This window comes from Rhizobium sullae (genome assembly GCF_025200715.1).
Taxonomy (GTDB): Bacteria; Pseudomonadota; Alphaproteobacteria; order Rhizobiales; family Rhizobiaceae; genus Rhizobium; species Rhizobium sullae.
Map to the genome: position 1 here is coordinate 4,093,119 of NZ_CP104143.1, position 15,637 is coordinate 4,108,755.

Below are 15,637 nucleotides of genomic sequence, written 5' to 3' on the forward strand. Positions count from 1 at the left end.
AGCGAGGACTCGTGGAACCAGAAACTCTCATCCCACGAGCGGGATCAAGAGCTGAGGCGGGTATTCTGGTAAACGCGGAGAACGCGACGATGCGTCGCTAGGTGATGGTCTCAGAGAGCAAGATGACTAACCAACCTGGTCGAAATGATTTAGCCGGCAAAAACATTGTGACAGTGTTCGGCGGAACGGGCTTCCTCGGGCGGCGGATCGTAACCAGGCTTCTGGACAAGGCCGTTGATGTGCGTTCCGTCTCGCGCCATCCGCACAAATATAAGTTGGACACTGTGTCCGGTCAGAGGCCATCTCAGGAGATCGAGGCGGACATACTCGATTCATCCTCGATCGCCGCTGCCGTGGCTGGATCTCGCGCGGTTGTGAATGCGGTCAGCCTTTATGTCGAGCGCGGTGAGCACACCTTCGAGCGTGTCCATATAGAAGCCGCGGCCGATCTGGCGACCGCTTCACGGGATGCAGGCGTCGAGATGTTCGTCCAGATTTCGGGCATTGGATCGGATCCGAAATCCCGTTCGAATTACATCCAGGCCCGGGGCCGCGGCGAGGAGGTGGTGAAGGCGGCGTTTCCAGGCGCGGTAATCGTCCGTCCCTCTGTAATGGCGGGACCCGACGACGCGTTCATCACAACGATCGCGAGGCTGGTGCGCATCCTCCCGATCTATCCGCTGTTTGGAGAAGGCGGCACTCGGTTGCAGCCGGTTTATGTCGAGGACGTGGCGGAAGCCGTGAGCCGCTTGGCCTCAGGACAGTATTCCACGGATGCTTCGATCTTCGAGTGCGCCGGTCCGCGCATTTATTCGTATCGGGAACTCGTCCAGGAGATCGCCACTCAACTCAACGCGCGAAGCAGGCTTGTGCCCGTGCCATTCGCAGTATGGAGCATAGTGGCGACTGCTGCGGAGTTTCTTCCCGCCGTGTCCCTAACGCGCAACCAAGTCGATCTCATGCGGCGTGACAATGTCACGGCAAACGATCTTCCGGGCCTTGAAGAACTGGGCATCCAATCCCGCGGCATCGAGGAACTCGTCCATATGATTGAGCACGAGGCTTGAGCCGGAGCCTCGCGACTGGCCGGTTATGCGGGGGATGTCTTGTTTCCGCAACCGTCGCCGCAAGAACATCCGCGGCGGACCATGCCCCATCACGGGATGACGCCGCACATTTCCGGAACCTCGTTGTCCGCGCAGGCGCGGTGCGCGGCCGGAACGCGGGAGATTCTCGAATGCTGGTTCGAAGGGGGGCCCATTCTCGAGGAATACCTGATCGTCGACGGAGGACGGCTCGCCGACGCCGGCGCACATTCCTATAGTGCCGGTGATGTAACGAGCGGGTCCGAAGAAGCGGCCCGCTTCAAGAACAAATGATCTCGGCGGGCTGAGCTAGACACAACGGCGAAATGGCAGCTAAAGCAATCATGGGGCGGCCCTGGTGATGTCTCTTTTCAGCGCCTCCACGAAGCGGATGACCTGACCAATCGTGTCGTCGTTCCAAATATCATTGTGACCAGAGCCGTCATAAATCCGCATCTGCTTCGGCTCGGGAGCGATGCAATATAGCGCTTCGCCCGAAGACAGCGGGATGATATCGTCGCGCCGGCCGTGGATGAACAGCTTCGGTTGCCTCAGCTTCGCTATTCTGAGGTCCGAGCGGAAGGGATCCTTGACAAGAAGCGCAACCGGAACGAACGGGTAGTACGTCTGTGCGAGCGACAGGACCGACAGGTAGGCGGACACCAGGATGACGGCCGCAGCCGGCCTTTGTGCCGCCGTGTTGATGGCGACGCCGCTGCCCAGAGACTGGCCCAGCACAACGATCTGGCCTTCAGTGCGTATAAAAAGCCAATCGAACGCGGCGATGCCGTCGGTCAGAAGCCCGTCCTCGCTCGGCGAGCCGGTCGATCCCGGATAGCCGCGATAGGAAATCGCCAGCAGGCCAATGCCCCGCGCCGCCAACGCCTGGGCGAGGAAGCCGTAGTTGCTGGCCCGATCAGCATTTCCGAGAAAGAAGAGCACTGACGGCTTGCCGGACTCGCCCCGGCGGTAGAGTCCGTGAAGGGTCTCTCCGTCGGGCGTCCTGATAAAGATGCTCTCGCCCCAGCGCGCGTGCTCTGGAGCAAGTGTAGGGCTGGCGCCCGGATAGAGGAGGGCGCGCTGTGAAAGATACATCAGGCCGACAAGCGACACATACGCGAATGCCGCCATCAGCGGCAAGATCAGCACGAGTTTGGTGACGCTCACGACAACATGTCCAAACGTAGGTCCGTCGAATGTCCAGAACCTCTTCCGGCAAAGCCATCCCGTTCCCGAATGAGGCGGAACCGCGCGGCGGACTTGACCCCTGAATGGAAGGGCACAAATATACGGTAGCACCCAGAGCCTGGCGATGCAGAGATTATTTGACGTTTCAGTGGCGGAAATAGTCGGGTGCGTCGGACCGAAACAGGGTTTTCACAGATTGCAGCTTGTGAGCGGGTTAACCCTCCGGCTCGCGTCAATCGCGCCTGTTAACTTGCCGCCATGGCCTTCTCGCGCGAAGGCGAAAGGAGCAAACCCGACGCCGATCTCTCCTACTGGCGGCGCAATGCGGACAGGTCGGCATATCGCGCTGATGGTTGGTCCGCCCGGCTCAGGTAAGTCGATGCTTGCCGCGCGGCTGCCTTCCATTCTGCCGCCGCTTTTTCCCCTGATGGACCGCATCGATATCCGCATTGACGTTCCGGCGGTGTCCGCGACCGATCGCATCTGGCCGATGCCCGCGGAAACCAGTGCTGCCGTGGTCGCCCGTGCCTGGAAAATTCAGAAGGATCGCTTCATCGCAGCGGGCGTCGGCGGCATCGCCACGAATGCCCGATGCTCGACCGCGTTGATCGAAAAATACGCCGAGCCGGATGCTAGCGGCCTCCAACTGTTGCGCGACGCTGCCGAGAAAATGCGGTTTTCAGCGCGTGGCTACCACCGCGTGCTGAAGGTGGCGCGGACGCTTGCCGATCTGGATGGCAAGGCGACGTCGGGCGCATTCATCTGCGGAGGCAATTTCCCATCGTATTGCGGGCGAACGGTTGACGGCGGCGGCCTGACGGAAAAAGGGGCGCCGAAGCGTACCCGAATTCCGCTGGAAAACTCAGTTTCCGAGCCCCTCGAAAAGGGCGGTCGAAAGATAGCGCTCGGCGAAGGAGGGGATGATGACGACGATGTTCTTGCCGGCATTTTCCTCGCGGCTGCCGACCTTGATTGCTGCCGCCAGCGCCGCGCCCGAGGAAATGCCGACTGGAACGCCTTCAAGCCTGGCGACCAGGCGCGCGGTTTCCATCGCCTGCGCGCTGTTGATGGTGACGACTTCATCATAGATTTTCGTATCGAGGATGGCCGGCGCAAAGCCTGCGCCGATACCCTGGATCTTGTGCGGTCCCGGCTGGCCGCCGGAAAGAACGGGAGATTCCTCCGGCTCCACGGCGATTACCCTGATGCCTGGTTTCTTCGACTTCAGAACCTGGCCGGCGCCGGTGATCGTGCCGCCGGTGCCGATGCCGGAAACGAGGATGTCGACGGCACCCTCCGTGTCGTTCCAGATTTCCTCGGCCGTCGTCTTGCGGTGGATTTCCGGGTTGGCCGGGTTCTCGAACTGCTGCGGAATGATGGCGTCGGGAAGCGTCGCCGCAAGTTCCTCCGCCTTGGCGATCGCGCCCTTCATGCCCCTCGGCCCCTCGGTCAGCACGAGTTCGGCGCCGAGCAGCGCCAGCATCTTGCGGCGCTCGACCGACATGGTCTCCGGCATGGTGAGAATTAGCTTGTAGCCTTTGGCGGCGGCGGCAAAGGCGAGCGCGATGCCGGTATTGCCGGAGGTCGGCTCGATGAGCGTCGTCCTGCCGGGCGCAATCTTGCCTTGTGCTTCGAGGCTCTCGATCATGGCGACGCCGATACGGTCCTTAACGGAAGCAATCGGATTGAAGAATTCCAGCTTGGCGAGCAGATTGGCCGTCACGCCCTTTTCCTTGGCGAGCTTGTCGAGGCGGACGATCGGCGTATCGCCGATGGTTTCCGTGATCGACGAGTAGATGCGGCCGCGGCCCGGTTTTCTCGACATGAGTGCGCTCCCTTAATGATTGTTGGGCGAGAGAATAGGGTCAAAGGCCGAAGCAGGCCAGAGGGCCTTGATCCACGGAACCGCTGTCCAAGAGAAAAAATCGTTTGAATACGATGCTTTATCGAATGATTTTTTCAGGCAGCGCGCGCGGCGATAAAGGCTGCCGTTCCGGCCAGGATGCTTGCCGCAACCCGGTTGAGCGCTTGCAGCGCACGCGGCTGTTTCAGCATCGTGCGGGCGCGCGCCGCAAGCAGCATATAGGGGATCAAAACCACCAGCAGCACGATGAAGGTTGCGATCAGAAGTATGCCATATTCGCGAAGGCCGATATGGTTGACGTCGATCAGCGTCGGCACGAGGGCGACGTAAAAGAGCATCGTCTTTGGATTGCCGAGCGTTACCAGCAGGCCGGACAGGAAGGACATTCCGACGCTGCTCGATTTGCGTGCGGCAATATCCTGCGGCAAAAGACCTGCGGTCCAGAGCTTGTAGGCAATGTAGCAGAGGTAAAGGACGCCGGCGAACTTGATGGCGAGGAAAATCCCGGTGAAGGTCTGCGCCACGAATGAGAGCCCGAGGATCACCGCCGTCAGATACGTGATGTCGCCGAGAACAAGGCCGAGACCCATGAAAAAGGTCTCGCGAAAATTCGAGCCGAGCGCGCGGGCGACGATCGCGGTGATGCCGGGTCCGGGAATGATCGCGGCGATGAAAAGGGCGCCGCTATAGGCAAGCAGGGCTGCAACGGTCATCTTTGCTCTCCTCAGGCAGCTTCTTTTACTGATGCTATGGGCTGCTTTCAAGATGAAGTCACACGATCGAATCAGATAAAAGGGCGCCGAAAAGGAGAAAACAAATGACAACCGCGTTGCTGCTCATCGATGTTCAGAATGCCATCTTGAAAGGCCTCGGAAGCCCCACACGCCAGCCCTTGATTGACAGGGCGCTGGACGAGACGGTGGCGCGTCTCGCAGAGGTTCTCCAGAAGGCTCGCGCGGTGAATGCACCGGTCGTCATCATCCAGCATGACGGGCATGCGTCCCACCGTCTTGCGGCAGGCAGCGAAGGCTGGCAGTTGCGTGACGAGATTGCGCCTCAAGATCGCGAGATCGTCGTTCACAAGCGCAGCTGCGACTCATTTTTCGAAACCGAACTTGAGCAGCGCCTCAAGGAGAACGGCATCACCAGGCTGGCGGTCGGCGGCTGCATGACCCCGTTCTGCGTTGATACCACCGCACGCCGCGCCGTTTCGCTCGGCTACGACGTGACGCTAATTTCCGATGGGCACATGACCGCGGACATGGGCGAACTCCGCTTCGAGCAGATCATCGCCCATCACAATGCCGTGCTCGATGAGTTCGATGCCGGCAGCCACGAAATCCGGCTTGCGAAGGCGGCTGCGATCAGTTTCGGATAGGCCGCAGCCAACGCCCTGGCGTCCAGCCGAGATTCATGCCGGCGGCCGCAACAAGGATGATTGCCGCACCGAGGATCTGCAGCGGCTGCAATGCATGGCCAAAAGCCAGGCCGTCCACCGCGATCGCAACGATCGGATAGATGAAGGAAAGCGCGCCGGTGAGATGGGTCGGCAGCTTCTGGATCGCGCCGTAGAGCAGTACATACATCAAGCCGGTGTGAACGACGCCCATCGCCACCAGAATGGACCACGATCCGGCGGTCGTCGGCAGGTCCGAAAAGTCGGTCACGGGCGCCAGCATGAGAATGCCGGTCGAAACCTGAATGAGCGCGATCAGATGCGGCGGTGTACCTTTCAGCCACTTTGCAGCAAGTGCCGCCAGCGCATAGAAGAACGCGGCTCCAAGTGCCAGCGCAATACCCAGCCCGTAGCTTGCTGAAATGCCCCCGGCCTCAGGTTTGGCCTCGACAATCGCCATCATGCCGGCAAAGGCGAGGGCCAGCCAAAAGAGTTTCGCTGCCGTGATCTTTTCGCCGAGGAATACGGCGCCAAGCGCCAACAGCATGAAGGGCTGGGTATTGTAGATGGTGGTCGCGATCGAGATCGATGCGTGCGAATAGGAGGCGAAAAGCAGCAGCCAGTTCAGCACGATGGCGACCCCGCCGAGAACGGCGATGCCGAAAGTTCTCGGCGAGAGAATGCTGGGCTTCAGGAATCCGAGGGCACCGCAGACGACAAGAAGGCTCGCAGCACCAAACAGGCAACGCCAGAAAACGACCCCGCTCACAGGCTGGCCGGACATGACGACGAACCAGCCGATCGTCCCCGAAATTACCATTGCGGCCGTCATCTCAACCGTGCCTTTTCCTATATCGTTCTGCATTGCGATCTCCTTTGTGTGTTGGAGATTATTGTGTTTGGATGCCAACTTCTATAATCTGCAATGCGCGATAATCGGTCTTCTCCTAATAATGAAAGGTAAAATCGCTTTGGTGGCTAATGAGGCGTCTCGCTTGGATATCATCGACCAGCGTCTCCTCGATGCGCTGGCGCAGAATGCACGCATTTCGCTGAAGGAGTTGGCGCAGGCCGCCAACCTTTCGTCGCCAAGCGCGGCGGAGCGGCTGCGCAGACTGGAGGAGCGCGGCATCGTCAAGGCTTTCACGATCGATATCGATCCGGCCGCCCTCGGCTATCCGCTCCAGGCGATCGTTCGTGTCCGACCGCTGCCGGGACAGTTGCACGTTGTCGAACGCATAATTCAGGAGACGCCGGAATTCATCGAATGCGACAAGGTGACCGGCGACGATTGCTTCATCGCCCGCCTCGTCGTCCGCTCGATGGGAGAACTCGATGGTATTTTGGACAAGGTGGCCGAGAAGGCAGAGACCAACACCTCGATGATCAAGGCTTCCCCCGTCAAACGCCGCCTGCCGCCGCTTTCGACCCGCTGAGTCGATGGCCCGTGAGACGGACCGTTTAGAAGTCCGCCATCGGCGAGAGCATCGCGGGAGACGCAGGCGCGAGATCAGCCGTGCTCCGGATCATGAAGGCCGTACCGTTGTCGAAACTGAGCGCCTCTCCGCGCCACTCAAGCTTGTCCGGCGAAAAGAAGACGTCGACATGTTCAGGCGTCACGCCGAGCCCGCCGAGGATGACGGCAAGCGGCGGAATTTCCGCAGCGACGACGTCAAGCAGGCTGAAGCGGCCAGCCTCTCCGGGTTTCCACGCGACGACGGCTTGCTCGGCATCGAGCCAGCTCAAACGAACGTCGGGATCGAGTTGCGTATTGATGAGAAACATCGATGCATTGCCCGAAACAGCCAGCACATCCGAAACCGGCGCACGCGTCTTCAGCGCTTGTTGCAACGGGGCAAGTTCTGTCCCGTTTCTCGGATCGAGCGGCCGGGCAGGCTCTGTCGCGGGATGTAGCTTTGGTGCTGCCCCGGAGTAGCGTTGCATCGGCAGGCTGCGGAAGCCGTAAGGTTGGTAGAGCGAGGGCTTGTCGGTGTAGAGCACGATAGCTTCGAACTGTTGGCTCTCGCACCATTCAAGCGCTTTCCGTGTCACGTCGCGGTAAAGCCCGCGCCCGCGCCACGGCGGGCGGCCGGCGCCGGATTGAAAGGCGGCCGCGTTGATCTGCCGGCCATTTATGACGAGCGGCATGGCAAAGGCGGACAGGTTGGCGCCGAGGGTGCCGTCGGCGGCAAACCAGCCGAAAGGCATGCTTGTCGGATCCGGGCCGCCGAGCTGTTGCAGCGGCCCGATGTCAATGCCGAATGTATCGTCGAGGAGAGAGACGAGCGCGGCCCATGCCGCCAGATCATCGAAATAGTCCTGACGAAAGGTCAGCCCGGCACTGTCGAAAGACTTGCTCATATGCCGGTCGAGCCGAAGCCGCCGGCGCCGCGCGCAGTTGCGCTGCTTTGGGTGACCTCCGCAACCCGCACCTGCGTGACCGGGGCGATCACCATCTGCGCGATGCGCATACCGCGCGTGATCTCGAAAGTCTCATCGCCGAGATTGACGAGCAGCACCTTCACTTCGCCGCGATAGTCGCTGTCGATCGTGCCTGGCGTGTTGAGGCAGGTGATGCCGTGTTTGAAGGCGAGGCCGGAGCGGGGGCGGATCTGCGCTTCGTAGCCATCCGGAATCTCGAAAATGAAGCCGGTCGGCACCAGTGCGCGCTTGCCGGGCGCAAGCGTCATCGGTTCGTTGCCGGCAACAGCCGCCCGAAGATCCATGCCGGCGGCGCCGCTCGTTTCATAGGAGGGCAGGTCGAGACCTTCGCCGTTCGGCAAACGGACAAGGTTAAGCTGCGGGCGGATGTCGTTGTGAATGGTCATGAGCCATTACTTTGCGCCAGGACGCCCAAGGTCAATTGCAATGGTCGGCTTTAATCGCTAGATACGCGGCAATTCCACAGGATTCACACCATGGCCGAAAGCCTCGCCGAGGCGGTTTCCCGCCGCCGCACATTCGCTATTATCGCACACCCCGATGCGGGCAAAACCACGCTCACCGAAAAGCTGCTGCTTTTCGGCGGCGCAATCCAGCTCGCCGGTGAGGTCAAGGCGAAGAAGGACCGCATCCAGACCCGGTCGGATTGGATGAAGATCGAGCGCGAGCGCGGCATCTCGGTGGTCACCTCCGTCATGACCTTCGAATATGGCGACAACGTCTTCAACATCCTCGACACGCCCGGCCACGAAGACTTCGCGGACGACACCTATCGCACGCTGACGGCGGTGGACGCGGCCGTCATGGTCATCGACGCCGCCAAAGGCATTGAGCCGCGCACGCTGAAGCTCTTCGAAGTCTGCCGTATGCGCGACATCCCGATCATCACCTTCATCAATAAGATGGATCGCGAAAGCCGCGATCCTTTCGAGATCCTAGATGAGGTGGAGGAGAAACTGGCGTTGGATACCGCGCCGATCACCTGGCCCATCGGCCGCTCCAAAACGTTCTGCGGCTCATATCATCTGGCGACCAACACTGTGCGCGGTTCAGACACGGAAGTGGAAGCAACGCCGGTCAACGGTCCGCGGAACGTCGCTGATCGGTTGCCGGAAAACGAACGCCAAGTGTTTATCGACGAAACGGAGCTCGCGATGGAGGCCTGCCGGCCGTTCGACCGCAAGGCATTCCTGGAGGGTCACATGACGCCGGTCTTCTTCGGCTCGGCGCTTCGCAATTACGGCGTCCGCGATCTCATCAACGCGCTTGGAGACTTCGCGCCGCCGCCGCGCGACCAGGTTGCCGATTTAAGGACGGTGCATGCGGCCGAGGACAAGATGACGGCCTTCGTCTTCAAGATCCAGGCCAACATGGACCCAAACCATCGCGACCGCATCGCCTTTGCCCGCATCTGCTCCGGCAAGCTGGAACGCGGCATGAAGGCGCGCTTGTCACGCACCGGCAAGCAGCTGGGATTAACCGCGCCGCAGTTCTTCTTCGCCTCGCAGAGGCAGCTTGCGGATACCGCCTTTGCTGGCGACGTCGTGGGCATTCCGAACCACGGCACGCTGCGCATTGGCGATACGCTGACGGAAGGCGAAGCGCTGGTGTTCCAGGGCGTACCGAACTTCTCACCGGAAATCCTTCGCCGTGTCCGTCTTGAAGATGCGATGAAGGCAAAGAAGCTCAAGGAAGCTCTGCAGCAGATGGCAGAAGAGGGAGTCGTCCAGCTCTTTTCTCCGGAAGACGGTTCGCCGGCGATCGTTGGTGTTGTCGGCGCGCTACAGCTCGACGTGCTGAAGGAGCGCCTGCAGGCGGAATACGGCCTACCGGTTTCCTTTGAAATGTCGCGCTTTTCGGTCTGCCGCTGGATTTCGGCCGATCAGTCGGCTGAACTCGAAAAGTTCCTGACGGTCAAACGCGGCGATATCGCCCGCGATCTCGACGGCGATCCGGTGTTCTTGGCGCAGGACAGCTTCTCGCTGCGCTACGAGGCGGAGCGCTATCCAGCGATCAAGATGGTCGCGATCAAGGAATATCACATCGCCAAAGCGGCGTGATTTCCATTCACGCTGCGGCAATGATCTCGATCTCGACCAGCCAGTCGTCTTGCAGCGTTTCGACGACGATGGCTGTTGTCGGCGCCCGATGCTCTCCGAGCGCCGCCACCCGTGCATTTTGGTTTGCCTCGGTGAAGGATACGTCGCGCAGGTAGCTGGTCACTCGCACGATGTTTTTCGTGGTCATCTGAGCCTCTGCCAGAATTCGCCTGAGGTTCGACCAGATCAGGTGGAGTTGGGAGTTTAGGTCGGCGCCGGCTCTGCCAGCGGGGTCAAGGCCCATCGTTCCGCTGACGAAGACAAGACGTTCAGGCTGACGCACCTCCATGGCATGCACGTAATCGGGCGTTGCGGCATAGATGCCGTCGTGTGGATTGCGAACGATCATTTCCATTTCTGCTCCTCTGGAACTTTATATGGCCTTGCCGCTATCTTGCCGAATAAAGTTCGGCTGAAAAGCAGAGGAGACGTGTGGATGGAAAATACAGAAGGCATTCGGCAAAAGCGGCGTGAGAGCGCTTCAATCGATCCGTTCGACCGAAAGATATTAGCGGCGCTCGCCGCCGATGCGGGCCAGAGCTACGCCGCGCTTGGGGAGAAGGTGGGGCTCTCGCCGCCGTCGGTGCACGAACGGGTCAAGCGGCTGAAGCGGTCCGGCGTCATCCGGGATGTGGTCGCCCGGCTTGATGGTACAGCAGTCGGCAAGCCGTTGTTGGCCTTCGTGCATGTGGAAGCGGCTGGCTGGGGCAAGAGCGAACGGCTGATGCAGATCAGCCGGTTTCCGGAAGTGGAAGAAATGCACTCGGTCGCCGGGGATACCAGCATGATCCTCAAGGTGCGGTTGGAAAATCCGCAGGCACTGGAATTTCTACTCGGGCAGATTCATTCCGTGCCGGGCGTTCGCGGCACGCGCAGCTATGTCGCGCTCTCCACCTATCTCGACCGGCCGGTACAGGCGCAAGTGACGGCCGAGTGGCCCTCGGTGCCGTTGCCGCCGGAATAGTCAGTCGAACCTCACCGCTGCCGTATTGGCACCGCAGACCAACACGCAGACGCGCTCATCCCGCGCCGGAACATATTTGCCGGAAAGCATGGCTGCGAATGCCGCAGCACCTCCCGGCTCGGCAACGACCCTTGCCCCTTCCCACAGGGTTTTCTGGGCAGCGCGGATTTCGTCATCCGTTACCAGCACCGGCGGCTGCACGAATTGCTGCGCGAGGGGAAACATCAGTTCGCCAACCCGTTTCGGGGCGAGCGAATCTGCCGCGATGCCGCCTGCCGGAGCGTCCACCGGTTTGCCGGCCTTGAAGGCTTCGTAGAGGGTCGGCGCGCCGTCGGATTCGACGGCCACGATCTTCACCCGGCCGCGAAACCACGCGGCGATGCCGCCGATCAATCCCCCGCCGCCGACCGCGACCAGCAATGTGGTGATGTCCGGCACGTCCTCTTCGATCTCCTTGCCAAGCGTTCCCTGGCCGAGGAGCGTCTCGACCTGGTCGTAGGCATGTATGGCAAGCGCGCCGCTCGCCCGCACATGGGTCTCGCTCGCCGCTAGCGCATCGGCGTAACGCTCGCCGCCGGTCACCAGATTGGCACCGTAGGCGCGGATTTTCTCCAACTTGGCAGGCGAGGAGACGCTCGGCACGAAGATGGTGGCCGGGACGCCAAGCTGCGATGCGGCATAGGCAACGGCCGCGCCGTGGTTGCCGCCCGAGGCTGCCACGACGCCGGTTGCAGGCACCTGCCGCGTCAGGAGGTGGGAAAAGGCGCCGCGTGCCTTGAAGGAGCCGGAATGCTGCAGGCATTCGAGCTTGAGATCGACCTTGAGCGGCGCTCCGCCGAAATCCTGCATGTCAACGCGCATCACGGGTGTGCGGCGGATATAGGGCCGGATCAGCCCTTCGGTTTCGGCGATGCGTTCGAGAGAAAGGGCGGTTTCGATCGGCATGCAGGCTCTCCCGTGGATTGACAATATTTTGTTACTTGGCAAAATAACGAAATGCAAGATGTTGATGTTCTCAAAGCTCTGGCGAATGAAAAGCGCCTCATTACTCTCGAATGGCTGAAGCAGCCCCGGATTCATTTCGAACCGCAGGTTGATGGCGACCTGGTCGAGGATGGCGTGTGTGCGCTGCTGATCGCCCGCAAACTCGGGATAAATGCCGCCACGCTCAGCGAACATATGCGTATCCTCGTGCAGGCGGAATTGGTGCATGCCAAGCGTATCAAGCAATGGATATTCTACCGCCGCAACGAGGAGCGCATCGCGGCGCTGAAGCAGGGGCTTTTCGCGAGCCTATGACTGGGCGCTCAAAGCTGACCCAGCCGCTCACTCAGGAATTCGACGGTGGCGCGTACCGATGGCAGTTGGCCACGCCGGTGCGGCACGAGCACCGTTGTCGTAATTCTACCGGCTGTCCATTCGGGCAGGACACGGAGCAATTGACCTTGCTCGATAGGCTCTCGGCAGACGGACGTCGGAAGAATGGTGATTCCCATTCCCGCCGCTGCAGCTCTCAGCAAGACGAAAGGTTCGTCGGCTGCCATCACTGGGTGTGGTTTGACCAACGTCTCTTCCCCCGAGGTGGAGAAAAGCCGCCAGACCATGTCGGAGAGACTGGGCATGACGGCAGCATGCGCCGCGAGCTCTTCCGGCCTTTGTGGAACCCCGTGCCTGTCCGCATAGGATGGCGCGGCAACAAGAAGGAATTCGTGTTCCGCAAGTTTGCGCTGCACGAGGCTTGAATCGGCAAGCGGCAGCTGATGGCTGCGTACTGCAATATCGAAGCCCTCTTGTATGATGTCGACAAAGCGATCGGTGACATGCAGGGAAACCTTGAGCTTCGGATATCGGATTGCGAGTTCCGGTAGATGCTCCGCAAGCGTAAACTGCGAAGTCGGCACCGAGGCCGTGATACGCACCGTGCCACTCGGCTCACTGAGACGCGATCGAACGATGCTCTCCGCCATCTCCGCTTCGATCACGGATGCCTGGGCGTGCTCGAAGAAATCGCGTCCCAAATCTGTGAGCGAAAAGCTGCGCGAGGTGCGCTGGATCAGTCGCGCGCCCAGCTTCGCCTCCAGTTCCGCAACCCGCTTGCTCACCGTTGATTTGGGAACACCAAGCCGCCGTCCAGCGGCCGTGAAGCTGCCGCTTTCCACCGCGTGAACGAAGAGGTTGAGGTCATTGAGATTGAAGGAGCTCAATTCCATCTTCCAAATTCATAGACTTTGATGTGCATTTTTGGCTTCTTTTCACTGATCGTCTACAAAACGATATTCCGATCGTGGAATCAGTTCAAACGAAAGGAATGATGAATGTCTCCGATTTTGTTTTACGGCGTGCCGGAAGGTTGCTCCTTCGGCTCCATCGTCGCGCTCGAATGGTCAGGCAAACCCTATCGCCTTTGCCGTGTCGAGATGCCGAAGGTGGTATCGGGCGACGACTACAAGCGCATCAACGCGATCGGCGAAACACCTTCGCTCATGCTTGGCGATGGCCGCGTCATCAACGAGAGCATGGCCATTCTCAACTGCATCGCCTCCGACCATATCGGCAAGGGTCTTGGCTTTGCACAGGGCAGCGCTGAGTTCGACAGGCTGAACCAGATACTTGCCTATCTCAACACCAGCTTTTTCAACGCCTTCAGCCCCCTCTGGTATTCGATCGAACATGAGCTGGAGCCGGAGGCAAAGAAGGCACTGGTCGCCTATGGCGTTGCCAAGGTCGAGAAGGTGCATAGCGAACTCGAGCAGCTCCTTGACGGCCGCATGTGGCTGGTTGACAAAGGACCCAGCCTTGCTGACGCTTATTTCGCCGGCATCGCCCGCTGGAACGACTTCCATAATGTCGTGGATCGCAAGCAATTCCCGGCATTGAACAGCCTTTATGAAAGGCTGCAGGAAAATCCGGCGGTGCGCTTTGCCTTGGCGATAGAACACGAACAACAGGTCGAAAGCAGCGGCCGCTTCCTCGGTCACGTCTCGCTGGATGAAGCGTTGGGCTACCTGAAGCAGGCAGCCTGATACGTTGCAAAAATGTCCGTGCGGGTCATTCTCCGCGCGGATATCGCTGATTCTCTTCCAGCACGTTGAGATCCATGTGGTTGCGCATATAGCGCTCGGATGCCTTCTGCAGCGGCTGGTAATCCCAAGGATAATAGGCGCCATTGCGCAGCGCCGCATAGACGACCCAGCGGCGTGCCTGGCTTTCGCGCACCGCTGCGTCGTAGATTGTGAGATTCCAGCGTTTGCTTGCCTCTTCGGTCAATGCCGTGAGCATCGCGGCATAGGCAGGGTCGACAGCGAGGTTCTTAAGTTCGTGCGGATCGGCATCAAGGTCGAAGAGCATCGGCGGGTCTTTTTCGCAGAGCGACAGCTTATAGCGCCCGGCGCGCAGGCAGACGAGCGGCGCGATCGAGCCTTCCGCCGCATATTCCATCGGCACAGGCCCGCGGCTGCCCGTGCCCATAGCGAGCGGCCCCAGATCCTCGCCGTCGGTCCATTTCTTGAGCGAGCTTATGTCGAGACCGGCAAGGCCCGCCAGTGTCGGCGTTACATCCAGCGTCGAAACCGGCTGATCGATTCGCGCTGCGTTCCAGCCGGGTGCGGCAATCATTAGCGGGACGCGCGCGGACCCGTCGAAAAAGCACATCTTGAACCAGAGGCCCCGTTCGCCGAGCATGTCGCCATGATCGGAGACGAAGAGGATGACGGTGTTCTCCGCCATCCGTCCGCGCTCAAGCACGTCGAGGATTTCGCCGATTTTCTCGTCCACATAGGAGATATTGGCGAAGTAGCCCTGCCGCGCCCGGCGTATCTGCTCCGGCGTAATGTCGAAAGCCTCGTAATCGCACGCCTCGAGCAGGCGCTGCGAATGCGGGTCAAGCTCGTCGAAGGGGACTGGTCCGATCTGCGGGTCGAGCGCCGGGCAGTCTTCATAGAGGTCCCAGAATTTCTGCCGCGCAACGTAAGGGTCGTGCGGGTGTGTAAAGCTGACAGTCAGACACCACGGCCGCTCGTCCTGACGGCGTGAAAGATCGTAGAGTTTGCGGGTCGCGTGATAGGCGACCTCGTCGTCATATTCCATCTGGTTCGTGATTTCGGCGACACCGGCGCCGGTGACCGAACCGAGATTGTGATACCACCAGTCGATCCGTTCGCCGGGTTTCGTATAGTCGGGCGTCCAGCCGAAATCGGCAGGATAGATATCGGTCGTCAGCCGTTCCTCGAAGCCGTGAAGCTGATCCGGGCCGACGAAATGCATTTTGCCGGAAAGCGCCGTTTGATATCCGGCGGCCCGCAGGTGGTGCGCGTAAGTTGGGATGTCGGAAGCGAATTCCGCGGCGTTGTCATAGACGCGCGTCCGGCTTGGGAGTTGGCCGGACATGAAGGAAGCCCGCGCCGGCGCGCAGAGCGGGCTTGCCGTATAGGTGTTGGCGAAGCGCACGGAGCGCTCCGCCAATGCCTTCAGATGCGGCGCATGGAGGAATTCGGCCGGTCCGTCCGGAAACAAGGTCCCGTTGAACTGATCGACCATCAAGATAAGGATATTAGGGCGCGCCATGCGTAGTCTGTCCTTGGATATTAGAGGCCGAGAGAA

Annotated in this window: 17 protein-coding genes and 2 pseudogenes; 9 read left to right on the forward strand and 10 right to left on the reverse strand. The window is 60.4% G+C overall.

The features are described from left to right. The first annotated feature begins 122 nt into the window (after window positions 1–122). A complete protein-coding gene (locus N2599_RS20320; RefSeq protein WP_051336608.1) occupies window positions 123–1,067 on the forward strand; it encodes a complex I NDUFA9 subunit family protein in 945 nt (314 codons plus the stop codon). A 6-nt stretch (window positions 1,068–1,073) separates the two neighbouring features. Next, window positions 1,074–1,379, forward strand: a pseudogene (locus N2599_RS20325) (NAD-dependent formate dehydrogenase); the annotation flags it as partial. A gap of 48 nt (window positions 1,380–1,427) precedes the next feature. Here the strand turns inward: N2599_RS20325 and N2599_RS20330 are convergent. After that, entirely contained in the window at window positions 1,428–2,252 is an 825-nt protein-coding gene (locus N2599_RS20330; RefSeq protein WP_027510890.1) for an alpha/beta hydrolase, read from the reverse strand. Window positions 2,253–2,694: 442 nt separating this feature from the next. Here N2599_RS20330 and N2599_RS37865 point away from each other — a divergent pair. Then, a pseudogene (locus N2599_RS37865) lies at window positions 2,695–3,091 on the forward strand (magnesium chelatase subunit ChlI family protein); the annotation flags it as partial. A 44-nt stretch (window positions 3,092–3,135) separates the two neighbouring features. Here N2599_RS37865 and cysK read toward each other — a convergent pair. Continuing rightward, on the reverse strand, window positions 3,136–4,098 hold the full coding sequence (gene cysK / locus N2599_RS20340; protein WP_027510888.1) for a cysteine synthase A: 963 nt from the start codon (window positions 4,096–4,098) through the stop codon (window positions 3,136–3,138). 134 nt (window positions 4,099–4,232) lie between these two features. After that, a complete protein-coding gene (locus tag N2599_RS20345) occupies window positions 4,233–4,850 on the reverse strand; it encodes a LysE family translocator (RefSeq protein ID WP_027510887.1) in 618 nt (205 codons plus the stop codon). Between the two features lie 104 nt (window positions 4,851–4,954). On the opposite strand from N2599_RS20345, the gene N2599_RS20350 reads away from it, so the two are divergent. Beyond that, window positions 4,955–5,515 carry a cysteine hydrolase family protein gene (locus N2599_RS20350; protein WP_027510886.1) on the forward strand — a complete coding sequence of 187 codons (561 nt, stop codon included), beginning with the start codon at window positions 4,955–4,957 and terminating at the stop codon, window positions 5,513–5,515. Here the strand turns inward: N2599_RS20350 and N2599_RS20355 are convergent. Further along, the gene (locus N2599_RS20355; RefSeq protein ID WP_027510885.1) at window positions 5,502–6,398 is read right to left on the reverse strand and encodes a DMT family transporter; all 897 of its coding nucleotides are present in this window, start codon (window positions 6,396–6,398) and stop codon (window positions 5,502–5,504) included. The two genes, N2599_RS20350 and N2599_RS20355, sit on opposite strands and share 14 nt — an antisense overlap. A gap of 88 nt (window positions 6,399–6,486) precedes the next feature. Here N2599_RS20355 and N2599_RS20360 point away from each other — a divergent pair, with 88 nt between their 5' ends. Beyond that, a complete protein-coding gene (locus N2599_RS20360) occupies window positions 6,487–6,969 on the forward strand; it encodes an Lrp/AsnC family transcriptional regulator (RefSeq protein WP_063829607.1) in 483 nt (160 codons plus the stop codon). Window positions 6,970–6,994: 25 nt separating this feature from the next. Here N2599_RS20360 and N2599_RS20365 read toward each other — a convergent pair whose 3' ends face one another. After that, a complete protein-coding gene (locus N2599_RS20365; RefSeq protein ID WP_027510883.1) occupies window positions 6,995–7,894 on the reverse strand; it encodes a GNAT family N-acetyltransferase in 900 nt (299 codons plus the stop codon). Then, entirely contained in the window at window positions 7,891–8,361 is a 471-nt protein-coding gene (dut, locus tag N2599_RS20370) for a dUTP diphosphatase (protein WP_027510882.1), read from the reverse strand. The genes N2599_RS20365 and dut overlap by 4 nt, the downstream gene beginning before the upstream one ends. Before the next feature lie 90 nt (window positions 8,362–8,451). On the opposite strand from dut, the gene N2599_RS20375 reads away from it, so the two are divergent. Then, entirely contained in the window at window positions 8,452–10,035 is a 1,584-nt protein-coding gene (locus tag N2599_RS20375) for a peptide chain release factor 3 (protein WP_027510881.1), read from the forward strand. 7 nt (window positions 10,036–10,042) lie between these two features. Here N2599_RS20375 and N2599_RS20380 read toward each other — a convergent pair whose 3' ends face one another. Next, a complete protein-coding gene (locus N2599_RS20380; RefSeq protein WP_027510880.1) occupies window positions 10,043–10,429 on the reverse strand; it encodes a RidA family protein in 387 nt (128 codons plus the stop codon). Window positions 10,430–10,510: 81 nt separating this feature from the next. Between N2599_RS20380 and N2599_RS20385 the strand changes: the two genes are divergently transcribed. Continuing rightward, the gene (locus N2599_RS20385) at window positions 10,511–11,038 is read left to right on the forward strand and encodes an Lrp/AsnC family transcriptional regulator (RefSeq protein ID WP_051336606.1); all 528 of its coding nucleotides are present in this window, start codon (window positions 10,511–10,513) and stop codon (window positions 11,036–11,038) included. On the opposite strand, the gene N2599_RS20390 is transcribed toward N2599_RS20385, so the two are convergent. Then, the gene (locus tag N2599_RS20390; protein WP_027510878.1) at window positions 11,039–11,983 is read right to left on the reverse strand and encodes a threonine/serine dehydratase; all 945 of its coding nucleotides are present in this window, start codon (window positions 11,981–11,983) and stop codon (window positions 11,039–11,041) included. A gap of 51 nt (window positions 11,984–12,034) precedes the next feature. Here N2599_RS20390 and N2599_RS20395 point away from each other — a divergent pair, with 51 nt between their 5' ends. Then, entirely contained in the window at window positions 12,035–12,337 is a 303-nt protein-coding gene (locus N2599_RS20395; RefSeq protein ID WP_027510877.1) for an ArsR/SmtB family transcription factor, read from the forward strand. Window positions 12,338–12,345: 8 nt separating this feature from the next. On the opposite strand, the gene N2599_RS20400 is transcribed toward N2599_RS20395, so the two are convergent. Further along, window positions 12,346–13,242 (reverse strand): LysR substrate-binding domain-containing protein, encoded by an 897-nt coding sequence (locus tag N2599_RS20400; protein WP_027510876.1) that lies wholly within the window; start codon window positions 13,240–13,242, stop codon window positions 12,346–12,348. Between the two features lie 111 nt (window positions 13,243–13,353). Between N2599_RS20400 and N2599_RS20405 the strand changes: the two genes are divergently transcribed. Beyond that, window positions 13,354–14,061: a glutathione S-transferase family protein gene (locus N2599_RS20405; protein WP_027510875.1), complete on the forward strand. Its 708-nt coding sequence runs from the start codon at window positions 13,354–13,356 to the stop codon at window positions 14,059–14,061. Window positions 14,062–14,086: 25 nt separating this feature from the next. On the opposite strand, the gene betC is transcribed toward N2599_RS20405, so the two are convergent. Then, entirely contained in the window at window positions 14,087–15,601 is a 1,515-nt protein-coding gene (betC, locus tag N2599_RS20410) for a choline-sulfatase (RefSeq protein ID WP_027510874.1), read from the reverse strand. Between the last annotated feature and the right edge of the window lie 36 nt (window positions 15,602–15,637).